This is a genomic window from Kitasatospora sp. NPDC058965 (assembly GCF_042741245.1).
Lineage (GTDB): Bacteria > Actinomycetota > Actinomycetes > Streptomycetales > Streptomycetaceae > Kitasatospora.
Window position 1 is genome coordinate 1 of the sequence record NZ_JBHYKG010000183.1, and the last position, 16,816, is coordinate 16,816.

At 73.1% G+C, this 16,816-nt stretch carries 12 protein-coding genes and 1 pseudogene; 5 read left to right on the forward strand and 8 right to left on the reverse strand.

Translation table 11 applies throughout. From position 1 onward, the window contains the following. Positions 1-78: 78 nt before the first annotated feature. Positions 79-1,017 (reverse strand): YihY/virulence factor BrkB family protein, encoded by a 939-nt coding sequence (locus tag ACFW1A_RS26165; RefSeq protein ID WP_380412533.1) that lies wholly within the window; start codon positions 1,015-1,017, stop codon positions 79-81. Between the two features lie 197 nt (positions 1,018-1,214). Here ACFW1A_RS26165 and ACFW1A_RS26170 point away from each other — a divergent pair, with 197 nt between their 5' ends. Both ACFW1A_RS26170 and ACFW1A_RS26175 read left to right on the forward strand, forming a co-directional pair. Then, entirely contained in the window at positions 1,215-4,778 is a 3,564-nt protein-coding gene (locus tag ACFW1A_RS26170; RefSeq protein ID WP_380412535.1) for a CDP-glycerol glycerophosphotransferase family protein, read from the forward strand. A 106-nt stretch (positions 4,779-4,884) separates the two neighbouring features. After that, positions 4,885-7,299, forward strand: a complete 2,415-nt coding sequence (locus ACFW1A_RS26175; RefSeq protein ID WP_380412540.1) for a CDP-glycerol glycerophosphotransferase family protein — start codon at positions 4,885-4,887, stop codon at positions 7,297-7,299. Between the two features lie 114 nt (positions 7,300-7,413). On the opposite strand, the pseudogene ACFW1A_RS26180 reads toward ACFW1A_RS26175, so the two are convergent. From ACFW1A_RS26180 to ACFW1A_RS26210, 7 genes and pseudogenes are all read right to left on the reverse strand, one after another. Continuing rightward, positions 7,414-9,102, reverse strand: a pseudogene (locus tag ACFW1A_RS26180) (Stealth CR1 domain-containing protein); the annotation flags it as partial. 155 nt (positions 9,103-9,257) lie between these two features. Further along, entirely contained in the window at positions 9,258-9,779 is a 522-nt protein-coding gene (locus ACFW1A_RS26185; protein WP_380412545.1) for a 2'-5' RNA ligase family protein, read from the reverse strand. Between the two features lie 59 nt (positions 9,780-9,838). Beyond that, positions 9,839-10,879: a tryptophan--tRNA ligase gene (gene trpS / locus ACFW1A_RS26190; RefSeq protein ID WP_380412548.1), complete on the reverse strand. Its 1,041-nt coding sequence runs from the start codon at positions 10,877-10,879 to the stop codon at positions 9,839-9,841. 30 nt (positions 10,880-10,909) lie between these two features. Continuing rightward, complete coding sequence (locus tag ACFW1A_RS26195; protein ID WP_380412550.1) at positions 10,910-12,232, reverse strand: hemolysin family protein; 1,323 nt, start codon at positions 12,230-12,232, stop codon at positions 10,910-10,912. Positions 12,233-12,330: 98 nt separating this feature from the next. After that, the gene (locus tag ACFW1A_RS26200) at positions 12,331-13,323 is read right to left on the reverse strand and encodes a malate dehydrogenase (protein ID WP_380412552.1); all 993 of its coding nucleotides are present in this window, start codon (positions 13,321-13,323) and stop codon (positions 12,331-12,333) included. Positions 13,324-13,509: 186 nt separating this feature from the next. Next, positions 13,510-13,923 carry a DUF3017 domain-containing protein gene (locus tag ACFW1A_RS26205; protein WP_380412554.1) on the reverse strand — a complete coding sequence of 138 codons (414 nt, stop codon included), beginning with the start codon at positions 13,921-13,923 and terminating at the stop codon, positions 13,510-13,512. 25 nt (positions 13,924-13,948) lie between these two features. Continuing rightward, on the reverse strand, positions 13,949-14,806 hold the full coding sequence (locus ACFW1A_RS26210) for a bifunctional methylenetetrahydrofolate dehydrogenase/methenyltetrahydrofolate cyclohydrolase (protein WP_380412556.1): 858 nt from the start codon (positions 14,804-14,806) through the stop codon (positions 13,949-13,951). Positions 14,807-15,050: 244 nt separating this feature from the next. On the opposite strand from ACFW1A_RS26210, the gene ACFW1A_RS26215 reads away from it, so the two are divergent. From ACFW1A_RS26215 to ACFW1A_RS26225, 3 genes are all read left to right on the forward strand, one after another. Next, positions 15,051-15,461, forward strand: coding sequence for a DUF2752 domain-containing protein (locus tag ACFW1A_RS26215; RefSeq protein ID WP_380412558.1), 411 nt, complete (start codon positions 15,051-15,053; stop codon positions 15,459-15,461). Positions 15,462-15,562: 101 nt separating this feature from the next. Continuing rightward, positions 15,563-16,237 carry an RDD family protein gene (locus tag ACFW1A_RS26220; protein WP_380412560.1) on the forward strand — a complete coding sequence of 225 codons (675 nt, stop codon included), beginning with the start codon at positions 15,563-15,565 and terminating at the stop codon, positions 16,235-16,237. A gap of 65 nt (positions 16,238-16,302) precedes the next feature. Next, a complete protein-coding gene (locus ACFW1A_RS26225) occupies positions 16,303-16,758 on the forward strand; it encodes an RDD family protein (RefSeq protein ID WP_380412562.1) in 456 nt (151 codons plus the stop codon). Positions 16,759-16,816: the final 58 nt, after the last annotated feature.

Here is a 16,816-nt window from a genome sequence, read left to right on the forward strand (position 1 = left end):
GGCCACCGCCGTGGGCCGCCGGCGCCGGTAGGCCCGGGGGGCGGGGTGGTCGGGGCGCGCGGGCGCCCCGCCCCGCCGTCAGCCGGTGCGGACCGGCGCGGTGCCCAGCTCCCCCGCCGCCCGGTAGGCGGCCTCGGCGCTCGCCCGGGCCCGGGCCCGGGCGCCCTCGGGGTCGGCCAGCGCGGTCCAGGCGACGCAGAACATCAGCAGCCGGGAGACGAAATTGATCCACAGCAACAGCGCCACCGGCGTCCCGAAGGCGCCGTACAGGCTCTTGCCGGACACCGAGACCAGGTAGGAGGAGAGCAGCAGCTTGAGCAGCTCGAAGCCGACCGCGCCGATCAGCGCCGCGGTCAGCAGGTCGCGCCGGTGCTGCCCCTCGACGCTCGGGAACGGCGCCAGCAGGTAGAGGAAGAGCAGCAGGTCGGCGCCGACCGCGATGACGAACCCGGCCAGCGCCAGCAGCCAGTGCCCGGGGCCCCGGTCGGCCAGCCCCAGCGCCCCGGCCAACTGCCCGGCCAGCTTGGTGGCCACCACCGAGGCCCCCAGCGAGACCAGCGACACCAGGCCCAGCCCCAGCAGCACCACGCAGTCGCGGGCCTTGGCCAGCACCGGGTTGGACCGCTCGGTCGGCAGCTGCCACACGTCCCGGATCGAGCCGCGCAGGGTGTCCACCCAGCCCAGCCCCGAGACCAGCAGGAGCAGGCCGCTGATCACCCCGACGGTCGCCGCGTTGGCGATCAGCGAGTCCAGTCCGAGCGCGTCGGAGAGCCCGGGCACCTGGTCGGAGATCTTGTGCTTGAGGGTGTCCACCTGGGCCGGCGTCAACGCGCTGACCGCGATCGCCAGCGCGACCGTGAGCAGCGGAAAGAGCGCCAGGAAGCCGAAGAAGGTGATCGCCCCGGCCAGCCGGTTCGCCTTCGCCGCGGTGAACAGCTGGTAGACGAGCCATGGCCGGCTGCGCAGCGCCGCGGCGACCAGCGGCCCGATCCCCGGCAGCCTGGTGAGGAATCCCATGCCGCCCAGCCTGGCATTTCGTCAGGTCACCGACCATCCGCCTCGCCGACCGCCCGGACCCCCGCCGTGCGTCGCGCCCGGACCGACTCCCGGACAGGACGGTAGGATTCCCCCCGAACCGACAGTGTGCCCGCCCCCGCAGCAGCGGGTCGACGACCACACCGAGTGCTTCCCCTGATGAAAGGCCCGCACTGCAGATGGCCCCCCGACTCTCCGTCGTCGTTCCGATCTACAACGTCGAGCGGTATCTGGAGGAGTGCCTGGAGTCCATTGCCGCGCAGACCATGGGCGACCTGGAATGCATCATGGTGGACGACGGCTCCAAGGACGGCAGCGCCGCCATCGCCGAGGCGTTCGCCGCCAAGGACTCCCGGTTCCGGCTGGTCCGGAAGCAGAACGCCGGCCTCGGCGCCGCCCGCAACACCGGCCTGCAGCACCTCACCGAGGGCACCGAGTTCCTGGCCTTCGTGGACAGCGACGACACGCTGCCGCCCAGCGCCTACGAGCTGATGATCTCCACCCTGGACCAGACCGGGTCGGACTTCTGCTCCGGCAACGTGCTGCGGTTCCGGGCGATCGGCTTCTACCCCTCCGGCGGCCACGCCAAGCCGTTCAAGCAGACCCGGCTGAAGACCCACATCACCGAGCTGCCGGCCCTGGTCACCGACCGCACCGCGTGGAACAAGGTCTACCGCCGCTCCTTCTGGGACGCGGCCGACCTGCTCTACCCCGAGGGCATCCTGTACGAGGACGCCCCGGTCAGCGTGCCGCACCACTACCTGGCCAAGAGCGTGGACGTGCTCTCCGAGCCGATCTACCACTGGCGCGAGCGCGAGGTCGGCGAGATGTCGATCACACAGATGCGCACCAACCCCAAGGGTTTGGTCGACCGGGTCACCTCGATGGAGCTGGTCCGCGCCTGGCTGCTCAAGCAGACCGAGCCGAAGTACCGCGAGTACCTGCACGCCTACGACGAGAACAACCTGGTCGAAGAGATCCCGATGTTCTTCTGGTCGGTGGTCGACGGCGAGCAGGACTACCGCGACGCCTACGTGCAGCACGTCGGCCGGCTGCTGCGCGCGATCGGCCAGGACCAGGTGCGCAAGCTGCGCGCCCCGCTCAAGCTCAAGTACCACCTGACCCTGCAGGGCCGGATGGACGAGTTCGTCGAGCAGATGCGCTTCGAGTCGGAGAGCAACGGCGCCGCCCCGGCCCGCGGCCTGCTCCGCCCGTACGCGGACTACCCGTTCCTGCGCGGCGGCCGCAAGAGCGTGCCGTCCGACGTGCTGCGCCTGGACAACGCGCTGGTGATGCGCAGCCGGATCTACGACTCCGCCTGGGTGGACGGCAAGCTGCGGCTGAACGGGCACGCCTTCCCGGAGCACCTGGGCGCCGAGCACAAGCACGACCTGGTCAAGCTGCTGGTGCTGCGCCAGGCCGACGGCCGACGCTTCGTCACCTTCTCGACCAGGACCCAGTACAGCGCCGAGGCCACCGCCAGCTCCCCGCACGACCTGTACAGCTGCGACTGGGCCGGCTTCAGCACCCTGATCGACCCGGCCAAGCTGAAGAAGCGCGGCCAGTGGCAGGAGGGCACCTGGCGGGTGCTGATCGCCGGCGCCGGCAAGGCCGGGGTCTACAAGGGCCGGATCAGCGGCGGCTGGGCCGACACCGCGGAGAACTTCACCCCGTACTGGGCCGACGCCGCCACCCGGATCGTGCCCTTCCTCAAGGACAACTTCCTGCAGCTGCGGATCGAGCGGCTGCGGGCGGCGGTCACCGAGATCAAGGCGGTGGACGGCGCGGTCGAGCTGAGCGGCACCGTGCGCAACGCCGGAGACCTGGCGGGCCTGCAGCTGCGGCTGACCCACCAGCCCTCCGGCTCGCAGCTGGACCTGCCGGTGGAGTTCGGCGTGCCGGCCGGCCGGCCGGTGCCGTTCACCGCGAAGGTCCCGCTGGCCGACCTGGCCGAGGTGCGCGCCCGCTGGGACGAGCTGGACCCGGCCGCCGACAGCCGCACCACCGACCCGTGGCTGGCCGTGCTGCTCACCCGCGACGGCCGCGAGCTGCCGGTGCTGGTGGACGAGCGGGTGCCGCTCACCCACCTGGAGCTGCCGCTCGACCCGGCGGCCGCGGTCGGCACCGCCCGGGTGCTGGTCTCCAAGCCGAGCGCCGAGGGCCACCTGCAGTTCGACGACCAGCTGGCCCAGCCGGTGGTCGAGCGGATCACCGGTACCGACGAGGAGGGCTTCACCCTCACCGGCCGCTTCCCGCTGCCCGGCGAGCACCGCTACGAGCTGGTGCTGCGCCACCTGTGGCGGGAGGAGGACTACCTGCACCCGGTGACCGTCACGGACGGCCGGTTCGAGGTGCTGCTGGCCGGCGTGCCGACCTCCACCGCCGGCGGCCGGGTGCCGCTGGCCAAGGGCACCTGGGAGCTCTTCTTCCGGCCGGTCGGCGGCGACGCCGAGTTCGCCTGGCCGCCGGTCCAGGTGGCGCTGGAGGCGCACCCGACGCTGCCGGTGCGGATCCACAGCCGCGGCAAGGACGTGGCGCTGGAGCGCCGCGACCACGACCGGCTCTCGCTGGAGGCGCACGCCGACCTCGACGAGGACGAGCGCAGCGGCTACCGCCAGCGGGTGCTGCGCAAGGAGGCCTACCCGGCCGCGCAGCAGCGCCCGCTGCGCGAGGCGGTGGTCTACCTGCTGGACGGCAACGGGCTGTACGGCGGCTCGCCGCGCGCCGTGCACGAGGAGCTGGTCCGCCGCGGCCTGCCGCTGGAGCACCTGTGGACGGTGGAGGACCGGCAGGCCGAGCTGCCGCAGAGCGCCCGCGCGCTGCGGCAGTGGAGCCCGGAGTGGTACGAGGCGCTGGCCACCGCGAAGTACCTGGTCACCAACGGCCACCTGCCCGACTTCGTGACCCCGCGCCCGGGCCAGGTGGTGCTGCAGACCTGGGTCGGCAGCCCGCTCAAGCGGATCGGCCACGACTTCGAGAAGATCTGGTTCGTCGACAGCAACTACCTGCGGCACCTGGACCGCGAGGTGCCCACCTGGTCCAAGCTGATCTCCGGATCCAGCTGGGCCACCCCGGTGCTGCGCCGCGCCTTCAAGTACCAGGGCGAGCTGCTGGAGACCGGCTACCCGCACAACGACGTCTTCTACGCCCCCGACCGGGAGAAGCGGGCGGCCGAGGTGCGCCGCCGGCTCGACCTGCCCGAGGGCAAGAAGGTGGTGCTCTACGCGCCGACCTTCCGCGAGGACCGCAAGCGCCCGCAGGGCGGCTACCAGGCCGACCTGCGGCTGGACCTGGCGGCGGCGAAGGCCGCGCTGGGCGAGGACCAGGTGCTGCTGGTCCGCCCGCACGCGCTCTGCTACGGCCCGGTGCCGCAGGCGGGCGACGGCTACGTGTACGACGTCTCGCGCTACCCGGACATGACCGACCTGCTGCTGATCGCCGACGCGCTGGTGACCGACTACTCGGCCTCGGTGTTCGACTACGTCAACACCGGCCGGCCGGTGCTGTTCTTCGCCCACGACCTGGAGCACTACCGCGACAACCTGTGCGGTTTCAGCTTCGACTTCGAGCGGGACGCCCCGGGTCCGCTGCTGCGCACCTCGGACGAGGTGGTCCGGGCGCTCGGCGACCTGGAGCGGGTGGCCGCCGACCACCAGGAGGCCTACGCGGCCTTCAAGCAGACCTACTGCGACCTGGACGACGGCCGTGCCGCCGCCCGCGTGGTGGACAACCTGCTCGGCTGATCCACCGTCAGTACCCCTCCGTAGGGGCCCTCGCCGTCGGCGAGGGCCCCTACGGCCTTCCGAGGGCAAATCGCACAGAAGTATCCGCGCCGAAAGGCCGCTCGCCATGGATCTCGCACCGACCCTGCTGCGGCGCCCGGCCGCGCCGTCCCCCGCTCCCGACGCCGCGCCGCGGATAGCGCTGCGTCAGGCCCGCTGGGTGGACGGCCGACTGGAGCTGACCGGCTTCGCCCGCGAGCCGGGCCACTCCTCGGCCCGCCGGGGCAGCGCCCGCACCCTGCTCACCCTGCTCCCGCCCGACGGCCGGCGCCCGGTGCGGCTGCTGACCAGCCCGCTGCTGATGCCCGAGGTCACCGAGGAGAGCGGCCAGGGCGAGCACAGCTACGACTGGTCCGGGTTCACCGCGGTGCTGGACCCGGCCCGGCTGCGCCAGGGCGGCCGCTGGCCGGCCGGGGTCTGGCTGGTCCGGGCCACCCTCTTCGCCGGCCTGCACCGCCGCCTGGGCACCCTGGCCCCGCACTGGTGCGGCTCCGGCGAGTACCCGCTGGGTGCCTGGGTGGCGCCGCGGGTGCGGGTGCAGCCGTTCTTCGGCGACGACGGGCTGCGGCTGCGGGTGGTCGACGACCCGCCCCGGGTGACGGCCGTCCGCCGCCGCCCGGCCGGCCTGCTGCTCGACTGCGCGGGCCCGGGCGCCGACGGCGGCGAGCTGCTGCTGACCAACCGGGAGACCGGCACCGCGCTGCGCTGCCCGGTGCGGCGCACCGCCGACGGCCACGCGGCCGAGGTCCCGCTCGCCGCGCTGTCGCCGGGCGGCGCCGCGGTGGAGCACTGGGACCTGCTGCTGGCGGGCACCGCGGCGCTGCTGGACGAGCGCGCCGGCCCGGTCGGCGGCCAGTACCGGCTGCCCGGCGGGGACCGGGTGGTGCACCTCAAGAGCCCGGCCGACGGCAGCCTGCAGCTGTGCGTGCGGCCGCCGCTGCCGGTGGTGGAGGACCTGGCCGCCGTCGCCGACGGGTTCCGGCTGACCGGCCGTCAGCCCGGCGTCGGCGCCGGGCCGGCCGAACTGGTGCTGCGGCACACCGACGGCACCGCGGAGACCCTCCACCGGGTGCGCACCCCGGCCCCGGACCGGTTCGAGCTGCTGGTCCCGGTCGGCGCCGCCACCAGCTACGGCGGCTCGCTGCCGCTGCGCCGGGGCGTCTGGGACCTGCTGCTGCGCCCGGTCGGCCGGCCCGAGGCCGAGCAGCGGCTCACCCTGGCGCCCGGCCCGCTGGCCCAGCTGCCGGCCGCGCTGGCGGCCGGCGCGAAGACGGTGACCCTGCAGCGCCGCTGGCACGACACGCTGATCCTGGACGCGCACCCGGTGCTTCCGCCCGCCGAGCGCGGCGACTACGCGCAGGCCCGGCTGCGCTCCGGCTACCGCACCGCACGGCGGCTGGGGCTGCGCCAGGCGGTGCTGTACGACAACTTCGGCGGCCGCGGCTACGCCGACTCGCCGCGCGCCGTGCACGCCGAACTGCTGCGCCGCGGCGCCCCGCTGGAGCACCTGTGGGCGGTGGACGACGCGCAGGCCGAGCTGCCGCCCGGCGTGGTCCCGGTCCGGGTCGGCAGCCACGAGTGGCACCGGGCGCTGGCCACCAGCCGGTACCTGGTCGGCAACACCCACTTCCCGGAGTTCCTGCACCGCCGCGGCGACCAGGTGGTGGTGCAGACCTGGCACGGCACCCCGCTGAAGCGGATCGCGCACGACGTCGACCACCCGTGGCTGCGCGGCTCCGGCTACCTGGAGCGGCTGGCCCGCGAGGTGCCGCACTGGAGCCTGCTGGTCTCCCCCAGCCCGTTCGCCACCCCGATCCTGCGCCGGGCCTTCCAGTACCGCGGCGAGATCCTGGAGTGCGGCTACCCGCGCAACGACCAGCTGGTCCGCCCGGACCAGCGCGCGGCCCGGCAGATCCGCCGCCGGCTCGGCCTGGCCCCGGACCGCCGGGTGGTGCTCTACGCCCCGACCTGGCGCGAGGACCGCCGCCACCACGAGGGGTACCACTTCGACCTGCACCTGGACCCGGCGGCCGCCCGCCGGGTGCTCGGCCCCGACACCGCGCTGCTGGTCCGCCCGCACGCGCACGTGCGCGACCGGCTGCCGGGCGCCGGCGACGGCTTCCTGTACGACGTGGGCGACTACCCGGACGTGCAGGACCTGCTGCTGATCGCCGACGTGCTGGTGACCGACTACTCGTCCCTGCTCTTCGACTTCGCGATCCGCGGGCGCCCGATGCTCTTCTTCACCTACGACCTGGAGCACTACCGGGACGCGCTGCGCGGCTTCTACCTGGACTTCGCCGCCGTCGCGCCGGGGCCGCTGCTCACCGGGCCGGGGCAGCTACTGGAGGCGCTCGCCGACCCGCAGGCCGCGGTTGCCCCGTTCCAGGACCGCTACCAGGCCTTCCGGCAGCGGTTCTGCCCGCTCGACGACGGCCGGGCCACCGCCCGGCTCGTCGACCGGATGCTCCACCTCGGCTGACGGGGCCCCGGCCGACGGCGAGCCGGCCGACGGCGGCCCGTCGGCCGGGCCGCCGTCCGCCGCCGGCTCGCCCAGCGGCTCGCGGCCGGCCGGCGCCGGCAGGCTGCGCTCGAACGGCCCGGGCACCGGGAAGTAGTCCTGCAGGAACCGGGTGACCTGCCGGTCCTGCTCGGCCCTGGGCACCTGGTCCAGGTCGCCGTCGTTCAGGCAGAAGCTGTCCACCGCCCGCTCGGCCAGCAGGCCGGGCAGCTGCTCCAGCGCCGCGTACCGGTCCACGTCCACGTAGCGGTGGCCGAGCCGGCCCCAGGCCACCCGGCCGACCAGGTAGCCCCGGCCGACCGCCAGGGTGATCGGCGCCAGGTCGGCGTGCGAGCGGAACCGGGACCGGGCCACCGGCGCCAGCTCCGCGGCGTACGCCTCGGCGCCCTCCTCCAGCAGGCCGCGGGTGAGCGGGTAGGGCGCGTGGCTGAGCGTGTTGCTGGTGTCCCGGCCGAACTCCCGGTGCAGCAGCGCCCGGGTGTTCTTCTGCGCCGCCACGTACTCGTCGTCCCCGGCGATCACCCCTCCCGGCGGGATCACCCGGGCGTCCAGATTCACCAGGGGAATCCCGTTGCCCTGGAAGAACTGTTCGGGCCGGACCGGTCGGCCGAGGAACATGTCGTCGTTGAAGTAGAGGAAATGGTCCGCCAGTCCGGGAATCCGATGCAATTGCGATTCGATCGCGTGCGAGTTGAAGACCGGCAGCGCCGATCCGTCCGCGAACAGTTCCTGGTGCGTCACCACGGTCAGGCCCGGATGACGGTCCGTCAGCCAGGCGGGGACCTGACCGTCCGTCACCAGGAAGACGTGCCGGACCCACGGGGCGTACATGGCGATCGAGCGCAGGCAGTACCGCAGTTCGTCACGGTTGCGGAAGCGTTCCGGCGCGCCGCCGGAGAGCTCGTGCCCGCCCGCCTCGGCCCGGGCCCGGTCGCGCCGGGCCGCCCACCCGGGGTCGCTGTCGTCGACCCAGGTCAGCACCGCGTCCACCGGGAAGGTGACGTCGTCCAGCAGCGGCTGGGCGAAGGCCTGCGGCACCGGGTAGTCGGTCCCGCCGATCCGGATCGTGGCCGCGGCCTCCAGCGAGGGCAGCCACCAGCCGAACGGCGGCTCGTGGATGGCCGCGACGGCGCCCGCGTCGGGCCCGGCCGAGTCCCAGAAGTCCAGGTCGCAGCCGTGCTCCGAGCCGTAGGCCAGGGTCCGCCCGCTGGTCACCGACGGCCGGTAGAGCCGCAGCCCCTTGACCACCGGGTGCTCGCCGTCCCCGGCGGGCCGCTCCAGCCGCGCGACCGCGCCGGGCAGCTCCTCGGCCAGCACGCTGTCCAGGGTGACGTCGTGACCGAGCAGGTCGGCGTAGACCGCGCGCCCGGCGTGGGCCCGGGCCAGGGCGCCGAGCACGTCCTCGCGCTGCCCCGGGGCGATCACCACCCACTGCCGGACCCCCTGCGGGCGCAGCGGCGCAAAGGTCACCCCGGCGGCGCGCAGCAGGTCGGCGGTCTCGGTGAAGTTGGCCAGCAGCGCGTCGCCGGACAGCAGGTCGTCCCGGACCTCGGCCAGCCGGCCGTCGTGCCGCACCAGCGCCGGCCACAGCTGCTGGAGCTGGTCCTCCCGGGCGCGGCGCAGCTCGGCCGCGGTGGGCGGCTCCGGCTCGGCGGCCGGCTCCGGCACGGCGGGCGACCCGGGCGCGGACACGGGGCCGACGAGCCGGCGGACACGGCGCAGCACGGCACGAACGACCCGCCGGACCGTACGGGGACGACGCATCAACAGCTCCAGCTCGGGCGGGCATTTCCACTGGCCGTTGACACGCCCCCGCGGCCAATTGATGACGGAGTCTACCGGCCATCAATGAGAGGCGTAAATGAGAGGTTAATAAAATCCCATGACCCGGTAATTGCTGGGAGAAACCTGAGAATGCGTCAGTTGCACGGGTTCGCAAATGTGAAGGTTTCCCACGGCCGCCACACCTCGTCCAGGTCGAACCGGGAGAGCGTGAAACCGGGGACCGCGAACGCCGCGTGGAAGGCCCGGGCCTGGTCGAAGGCGGCCTCCAGGGCCGGCTCCGGCAGCCCGTGCGCCACCGTCACGTGCGGGTGGTACGGGAAGGCCAGCTCCCGGGCCAGCGGGCCGGAGCGGATCGCCGCCTCCAGCTCGCGGCACTCCTGGGCGCCCTCCTCGACCCGGACGAAGACCACCGGGGAGACCGGGCGGAAGCTGCCGCTGCCGTGCAGCAGCATGCGGAACGGGCGGTGCGCCCCGGCCACCGCCGCCAGGTGCGCCCGCACCCGGTCGACCAGGTCGGTCGCCACCTCGGTCGGCGGCAGCAGCGTGACGTGGGTGGGTATCGCCCGGGCGTGCGGGTCGCCCAGCCCCGCCCGGGCGTCCTGGATCGCCGAACCGAACGGCTCGGGCACGGTGACCGCGACCCCGATGGTCAGCACGCCGCCGTCGGTGGCGCCCCGCGCGGGGGCCCCACCTCCGGGGACGGCGACCGGGACCATCAGCGCTTGGCGGCCGGCAGGAAGCCGATGCGGTCGTAGACCGTCTCCAGCGTCACCGACGCCACCTCGCGGGCCTTGGCGGCCCCCTCGGCGAGCACCCGGTCCAGCTCCGCCGGGTCCTTCAGGTAGCTCTCGGTGCGCTCCTGGAACGGGGCCACCCACTCGGTGAACAGCTCGGCCAGCTCGGTCTTCAGGGCGCCGTACATCTTGCCCTCGAAGTCCGCCACCAGCTGGTCCACGCTCCGGCCGCTGAGCGCCGAGTGGATCCGCAGCAGGTTCGCCAGGCCCGGCTTCTTCTCCTCGTCGTAGCTGACCACGGTGTCGGTGTCGGTGACCGCGCTCTTGAACTTCTTGGCGCTGACCCGGGCCTCGTCCAGCAGGTTGACCAGGCCCTTGGGCGACGGCGCCGACTTGCTCATCTTGGCGGCCGGGTCCTGCAGGTCCATGATCTTCGCCGTCTCCTTGAGGATGTACGGCTTGGGGATCGTGAAGGTGGGCGCGTAGCGGGTGTTGAAGCGCTCGGCCAGGTCCCGGGTGAGCTCCAGGTGCTGGCGCTGGTCCTCGCCGACCGGCACCGCGTCGGCCTGGTAGAGCAGCACGTCGGCGACCATCAGCACCGGGTAGGTGAACAGGCCGACCGTGGTGGCGTCGTTGCCCTGCTTGGCCGACTTGTCCTTGAACTGGGTCATCCGGGCGGCCTCGCCGAAGCCGGTGAGGCAGTTCATCACCCAGGCGAGCTGGGCGTGCTCGGGCACGTGGGACTGGACGAACAGGGTGCAGCGCGCCGGGTCCAGGCCGGCGCCGAGCAGCTGGGCGACGGAGACCCGGGTGTTCTCCCGGAGCACCGCCGGGTCCTGCGGCACGGTGATCGCGTGCAGGTCGACGACCATGTAGAAGGCGTCGTTGGCCTCCTGGAGGTCGACCCACTGGCGCACCGCGCCGAGGTAGTTGCCCAGGTGGAACGAGCCGGAGGTGGGCTGGATGCCGGAGAGCACCCGAGGACGATCCTGCTCCTGACCGGTGACCGCTGCGTTGACCATGTCCGCCATTCTTCCAGTTCCTCGTCGGGCTCAGGACCCGTCCGTGTTTGGAGGTTCCGACGAGGGCTCCGCGGCCGCCACCGCGGCCACCCGGATCCGGTCGATCCGGCGCCCGTCGAGCACCGCCACGGTCAGCAGCACCCCGTCCGCGGTGACCACCTGGTCGCCGACCGAGGGCAGCTCCCCCAGCTCGGCCACCACGTACCCGGCCACCGTCTCGTACGGGCCCTCGGGCAGCGCGACGCCGGTCTCCTCGGCGAAGTCGGGGAGGTTGAGCAGGCCGTTCACCTCCACCCCGCCGCCGGCCAACCGCCGGGTGGCGGTCTGCTGGGCGTCGTACTCGTCCCGGATCTCCCCGATCACCTCCTCCACCAGGTCCTCCAGCGTGACGATCCCGGCGGTGCCGCCGTACTCGTCCACCACCATGGCCAGGTGGTGGCCCTCCCGGCGCATCTCGCTCATCGCCTCCAGCACCCGCTTGGTGGCCGGCAGCAGCTTCACCGGACGGGCGATCTCGCGCACCCGCAGCGCCTGTTCGCCGCGCGCCCGGTACAGGTCGCGCACGTGCACGAAGCCGACCACCGCGTCGTAGGAGCCCTCCACCACCGGGTAGCGCGAGTGCGGGGAGGTGCTGGTCTCCTCGCGCACCTCGGTGAGCGGCTGGTCGGCGTCCAGGAAGGTCACCTCGGTGCGCGGCACCATCACCTCGCGCAGCTGGCGCTCCCCGGCGGCGAACACGTCCGCGATCAGCGCCCGTTCGTCGCTGCCCAGCTCGGTGTTGGCCGCGACCAGCCCGCGCAGCTCCTCGGAGCTCATGCTGCCCCGGCCGGCCTTCGGGTCCCCGCCCAGCAGCCGCACCATCAGGTTGGTGGAGCGGCCCAGCAGCCAGATCACCGGGCGCAGCGCCACCGACATCAGGTCGACCACCGGCGCGGCCAGCAGCGCGATCGAGTCGGCCCGCTGGAGTCCGATCCGCTTGGGCGTCAACTCGCCCAGCACCAGCGAGACGTAGGAGATCACCAGGGTCAGCCCGACCAGCGCCACGGTGTCCGCGACCCCGCTGGACAGGCCCATCCGGACGAAGACCGGGGAGAGCTTGCCGGCCAGCGTGTCGGCGCCGAAGGCGGCCGACAGGAAGCCCATGCAGGTCACCCCGACCTGCACCGCGGCCAGGAACCGGTTCGGGTCGGCGGCCAGGTGCGCGGCCCGCGAGGCCCGCTTGGTGCCGCGCTCGGCGAGGGCGCGGATCTGGCCCTCGCGCAGCGAGATCAGCGAGATCTCGGCGATGTTGAAGAGCCCGCCCAGGACGATGAAGACCAGGACGAGCGCGGCGTCCTGGAGGGTTTCGGTCACGGTCGGCCAGTGTAAACGTCCGAAAAAACGCCGGTGGCCCGGCACTCCGTGCGGGAGTACCGGGCCACCGGGGGCGGGCGCCGGCCGGCGCCCGGCGGTCAGATGAGGCCGAGCTTGGTGACCTCGTCGCGCTCGGCGACGAGCTCGGCGACCGAGGCGTCGATCCGGGCGCGGGAGAACTCGGAGAGCTCCAGGCCCTGGACGATCTCGAACTTGCCGTCCTTGGTGGTGACCGGGAAGGAGGAGATGATGCCCTCCGGCACGCCGTAGGAGCCGTCGGAGACGATGCCCATCGAGGTCCAGTCGCCGGCCGCGGTGCCGTTGACCCAGGTGTGGACGTGGTCCAGGGCGGCGTTGGCGGCCGAGGCGGCCGACGAGGCGCCGCGCACCTCGATGATCTCGGCGCCGCGCTTGGCCACCTTCGGGATGAAGAAGTCCTCGACCCAGGCCTGGTCGGAGCCGACGGCCTCGAAGCCGGCCTTGCCCGCGATCTCGGCCTGGAACAGGTCGGGGTACTGGGTGGCGGAGTGGTTGCCCCAGATGGTGACCTTCTTGACCTCGTCGACGGTCACGCCGGCCTTCTTGGCCAGCTGGGCGACCGCGCGGTTGTGGTCCAGGCGGGTCATCGCGGTGAACCGCTCGGCCGGCACGTCGGGGGCGTTGCGCTGGGCGATCAGGGCGTTGGTGTTGGCCGGGTTGCCGACCACCAGGACCTTGATGTCGTCGGCGGCGTTGTCGTTGATCGCCTTGCCCTGCGGGCCGAAGATGCCGCCGTTGGCCGCGAGCAGGTCGCCGCGCTCCATGCCGGCGGTGCGCGGGCGGGCGCCGACCAGCAGCGCCACGTTGGTGCCGTCGAAGGCGGTGTCCAGCTGGTCGGTGATGGTGATGTTGCGCAGCAGCGGGAAGGCGCAGTCGTCCAGCTCCATCGCCACGCCCTCGGCGGCCTTGAGCGCCGGGGTGATCTCCAGCAGGCGCAGGTTCACCGGCACGTCCGCACCGAGCAGGTGGCCCGAGGCGATGCGGAAGAGCAGCGCGTAGCCGATCTGACCGGCCGCTCCGGTGACGGTGACGTTGACGGGGGTGCGAGTCATGGGTTCCTTCTCCAACGATCGCCGGCATGCCCCAGGCACGCCGGCGTCCTGGAGCCGAGGACGGTTTCTCTCGACATCGAGAGAACCGGCGCCAGGTTATCGCAAGGCCGGGCCCACGGCGTGACCGGCGCCGTGGCTGGTGCGTCACACGGGTCCCGGACCGCCGGGGCGGTCCGGGACCCGTGCTCAGTTCCGACGGCCGATCACCTTGCCGATGTACTCCACCGACGGCAGGTGCAGCCACTGGTCCGGCTGCGCGAGCAGCGCCAGCAGCACGATCACCGTGCCGAAGAAGAGCAGCACCGCCACGTCGGTGAACCGGCTGCGCACCGCGAGCAGGCCGACCTCCGGCAGCAGCAGCCGCAGCGCGGCGCCCAGCCCGAAGGCGGCGCCGATCACCAGCAGCCCGTACCGGAAGTCGTCCGCGTAGGTGACCAGCAGGCCGATGCCGACCACCGCGAGCACCAGCGTTATCGGCCACTGCCGTATCGGCAGCGGGTGCTCGCGGTCCATCGCCGCGCCGGAACCCTGCGGCGGGTGGGTCCCGGTGGTCCTGACCGGCCGCCGCCGCGAAGCCCGGCCCGTTCGTCCCACACTCATCTGCCAGTCCTCCGCGCGGTCGGTGCTACGGCCGGGCGGCCTGGCGCTCGGCCGCCTCGACGATGTTGTTGAGCAGCATGGCGCGGGTCATCGGGCCGACACCACCCGGGTTGGGCGAGAGCCAGCCGGCCACCTCGGCCACCGCCGGGTGCACGTCGCCGACCAGCCCGGTCTCGGTGCGGCTGACGCCGACGTCCAGCACCACCGCGCCCGGGCGCACGTCCTCGGCCTTGACCAGGTACGGCACGCCCGCGGCGGCCACGATGATGTCGGCCCGGCGCAGGTGCGCGGACAGGTCCCGGGTGCCGGTGTGACAGAGCGTCACGGTCGCGTTCTCGCTCTTGCGGGTGAGCAGCAGGCCGATCGACCGACCCACCGTCACGCCGCGGCCGACCACCACCACGTCGGCCCCGTTGATCTCCACGTCGTGCCGGCGCAGCAGCTCGACGATGCCGTACGGGGTGCACGGCAGCGGGCCGTCGATGCCGAGCGCCAGGCGGCCCAGCGAGGTCGGGTGCAGGCCGTCGGCGTCCTTGTCCGGGTCCATCAGCTCCAGCACCGGGTGGGGGTCCAGGCCCTTGGGCAGCGGCAGCTGGACGATGTAGCCGGTGCAGGCCGGGTCCTCGTTCAGCTCGCGGACCTTGGCCTCCACCTCGGCCTGGGTCGCGTCGGCGGGCAGCTCGACCTGGATCGAGGCGATGCCCACCTGGGCGCAGTCGCGGTGCTTGCCGCGCACGTAGGAGTGGCTGCCGGGGTCGTCGCCGACCAGCACGGTGCCGAGGCCGGGCGTGATGCCCTGCTCCTTGAGGGCCGCCACGCGGACGGCGAGTTCGGACTTGATCGCGGCGGCGGTGGCCTTGCCATCGAGAATCTGGGCGCTCATGCCCCTATCCTCCCGGATCGCGGCGGCAGTTCCGAACCGCGGTCCGGACGGGTGCCGGGTTTAACGGAACGTGTGGATCCGATTGCGGTTGCGCCACAGTTGTGTCCGCACCGCGTTAAGGCGCTGGACAGCCCGCGGGCCTGGGCCGACGATAGGGCCCGAGCAATCGCACAGGGGGAACAGACGACGTGAGGCTTCCGCACCATCCGCCGGGCCGGTCCGGCCCCGCACCGCAGCACCGCCCGTGAGCACGCCGGTCCGGGCTGCCGGGACCGCACCGGACCGCTGGCGCGTCCGCATCGCGCAGACCGCGCTGCGCGGCGCGGCGGCGGCCGCCGCCGCGCTCGCCGTGGCCGTCCTGCACGACGTCCACGATCCCGGAGTGCTCTGCCCGTTGCGCCGGTTCACCGGCATCCCGTGCCCGGTCTGCGGCTCCACCACGGTGTTCATCGAGGCCGGACACGGCCACTGGCTGGCCGCGCTGACGGCCAATCCGGTCACCGTGGTGGCCGGCCTGGGCCTGCTGACCGCGCCGCTCGGCACCGGCGCCCGCTGGTGGTCGCTGTCCGGCGGCCGCCGGAACGCCCTGCTGGGCACCGCGCTGGGCGTCTCCTGGCTCTGGCAGCTCAACCGCCTCGGTGTCCACCTGTCCTGACGGTCCACTAGTCTCACCCGCTGTCCCGTCCTCCCCAGTCCTCGTCCCGGGGGGACCGAAGAACCGGCTCGACCCTGAGCACGCCCGCCCGGAGGCACCGCATGACCTACCCGCCCGGCCCCAACAATCCGTACGGCCAGCCGCAGCAGCCGTACGGCGCGCCGCAGCAGAACCCGTACGGCCAGCAGCCGCCGGTCTACGGATACCCGCAGCAGCAGCCGCCCGCGCCCAACTACGGCTACCCGCAGCAGCCCCCGGCCTACGGGGTGCCGCAGCAGCCGGCCTACGGCTACGCGCCGATGGCGCCGCCGGTGCTGGCCGGCTGGGGCTCCCGGGTGGGCGCCTACATCATCGACTTCCTGATCGTCGGCGTGCCCGGCCTGCTGGGCTACATCATCGGCATCGCCATGGCGGTCGGCAGCCAGCACCAGACCTGCGACTCCTACGGCTACTGCTACAACGAGACCAGCAGCAGCGCCACCGGCGGCGGCGTGCTGATCATGCTGGTCGGCGCGGTGATCAGCCTGGGCCTGGGCATCTGGCAGCTGGTCAAGGAGGGCTCCACCGGCCAGACCACGGGCAAGAAGGCGCTCGGCATCAAGGTCGTGCGCGAGCACAACGGCCAGTTCCTCGGCTTCGGCATGGCCCTGGTGCGCAAGCTCGCGCACTTCCTCGACAACATGCTCTGCGGCCTGGGCTACCTCTGGCCGCTGTGGGACGACAAGAGCCAGACCTTCGCCGACAAGGTCACCAGCAGCCTGGTGATCCGCGCCTGACGGCGCGCCACCACGGTCCCACCAAAGTCCACCGTCCGTCACACTCACCGTCCCAGGGGGATCCCATGAGCAACCCGTACGAGCAGCAGCCCGGCTACCAGCCCAACCTCGACCCGAACTACGGCTACACCCCGCACGCGCCGGCCCCGGTGCTGGCCCACTGGGGCCAGCGCGTCGGCGCCTCGCTGATCGACGGCATCATCGTCGGCGTGCCGGCGTTCATCATCGGCCAGGTCGCCGGTGCCGCGCTGCAGAACGTGATCAACCTCCTCGGCCTCATAGTCTGGGGCTACCTGGAGGGCACCACCGGCCAGACCGTCGGCAAGAAGGTGCTCGGCCTGCGCACCGCCAAGCTGGAGGACGGCTCGCTGCTCGGCGCCGGCATGGGCATCGCGCGCAAGCTGCTGCACATCCTGGACACCCTCTCCTGCTTCGTCGGCTACCTGTGGCCGCTGTGGGACGAGAAGCGCCAGACCTTCGCCGACAAGATCGTCAAGTCGGTGGTCGTCGTCTCGAAGTGAGCCGCCGTCTCCACGTGAGGCCGCGCAACGCCCGACGGGCCGTGGGATCGTCCCGATC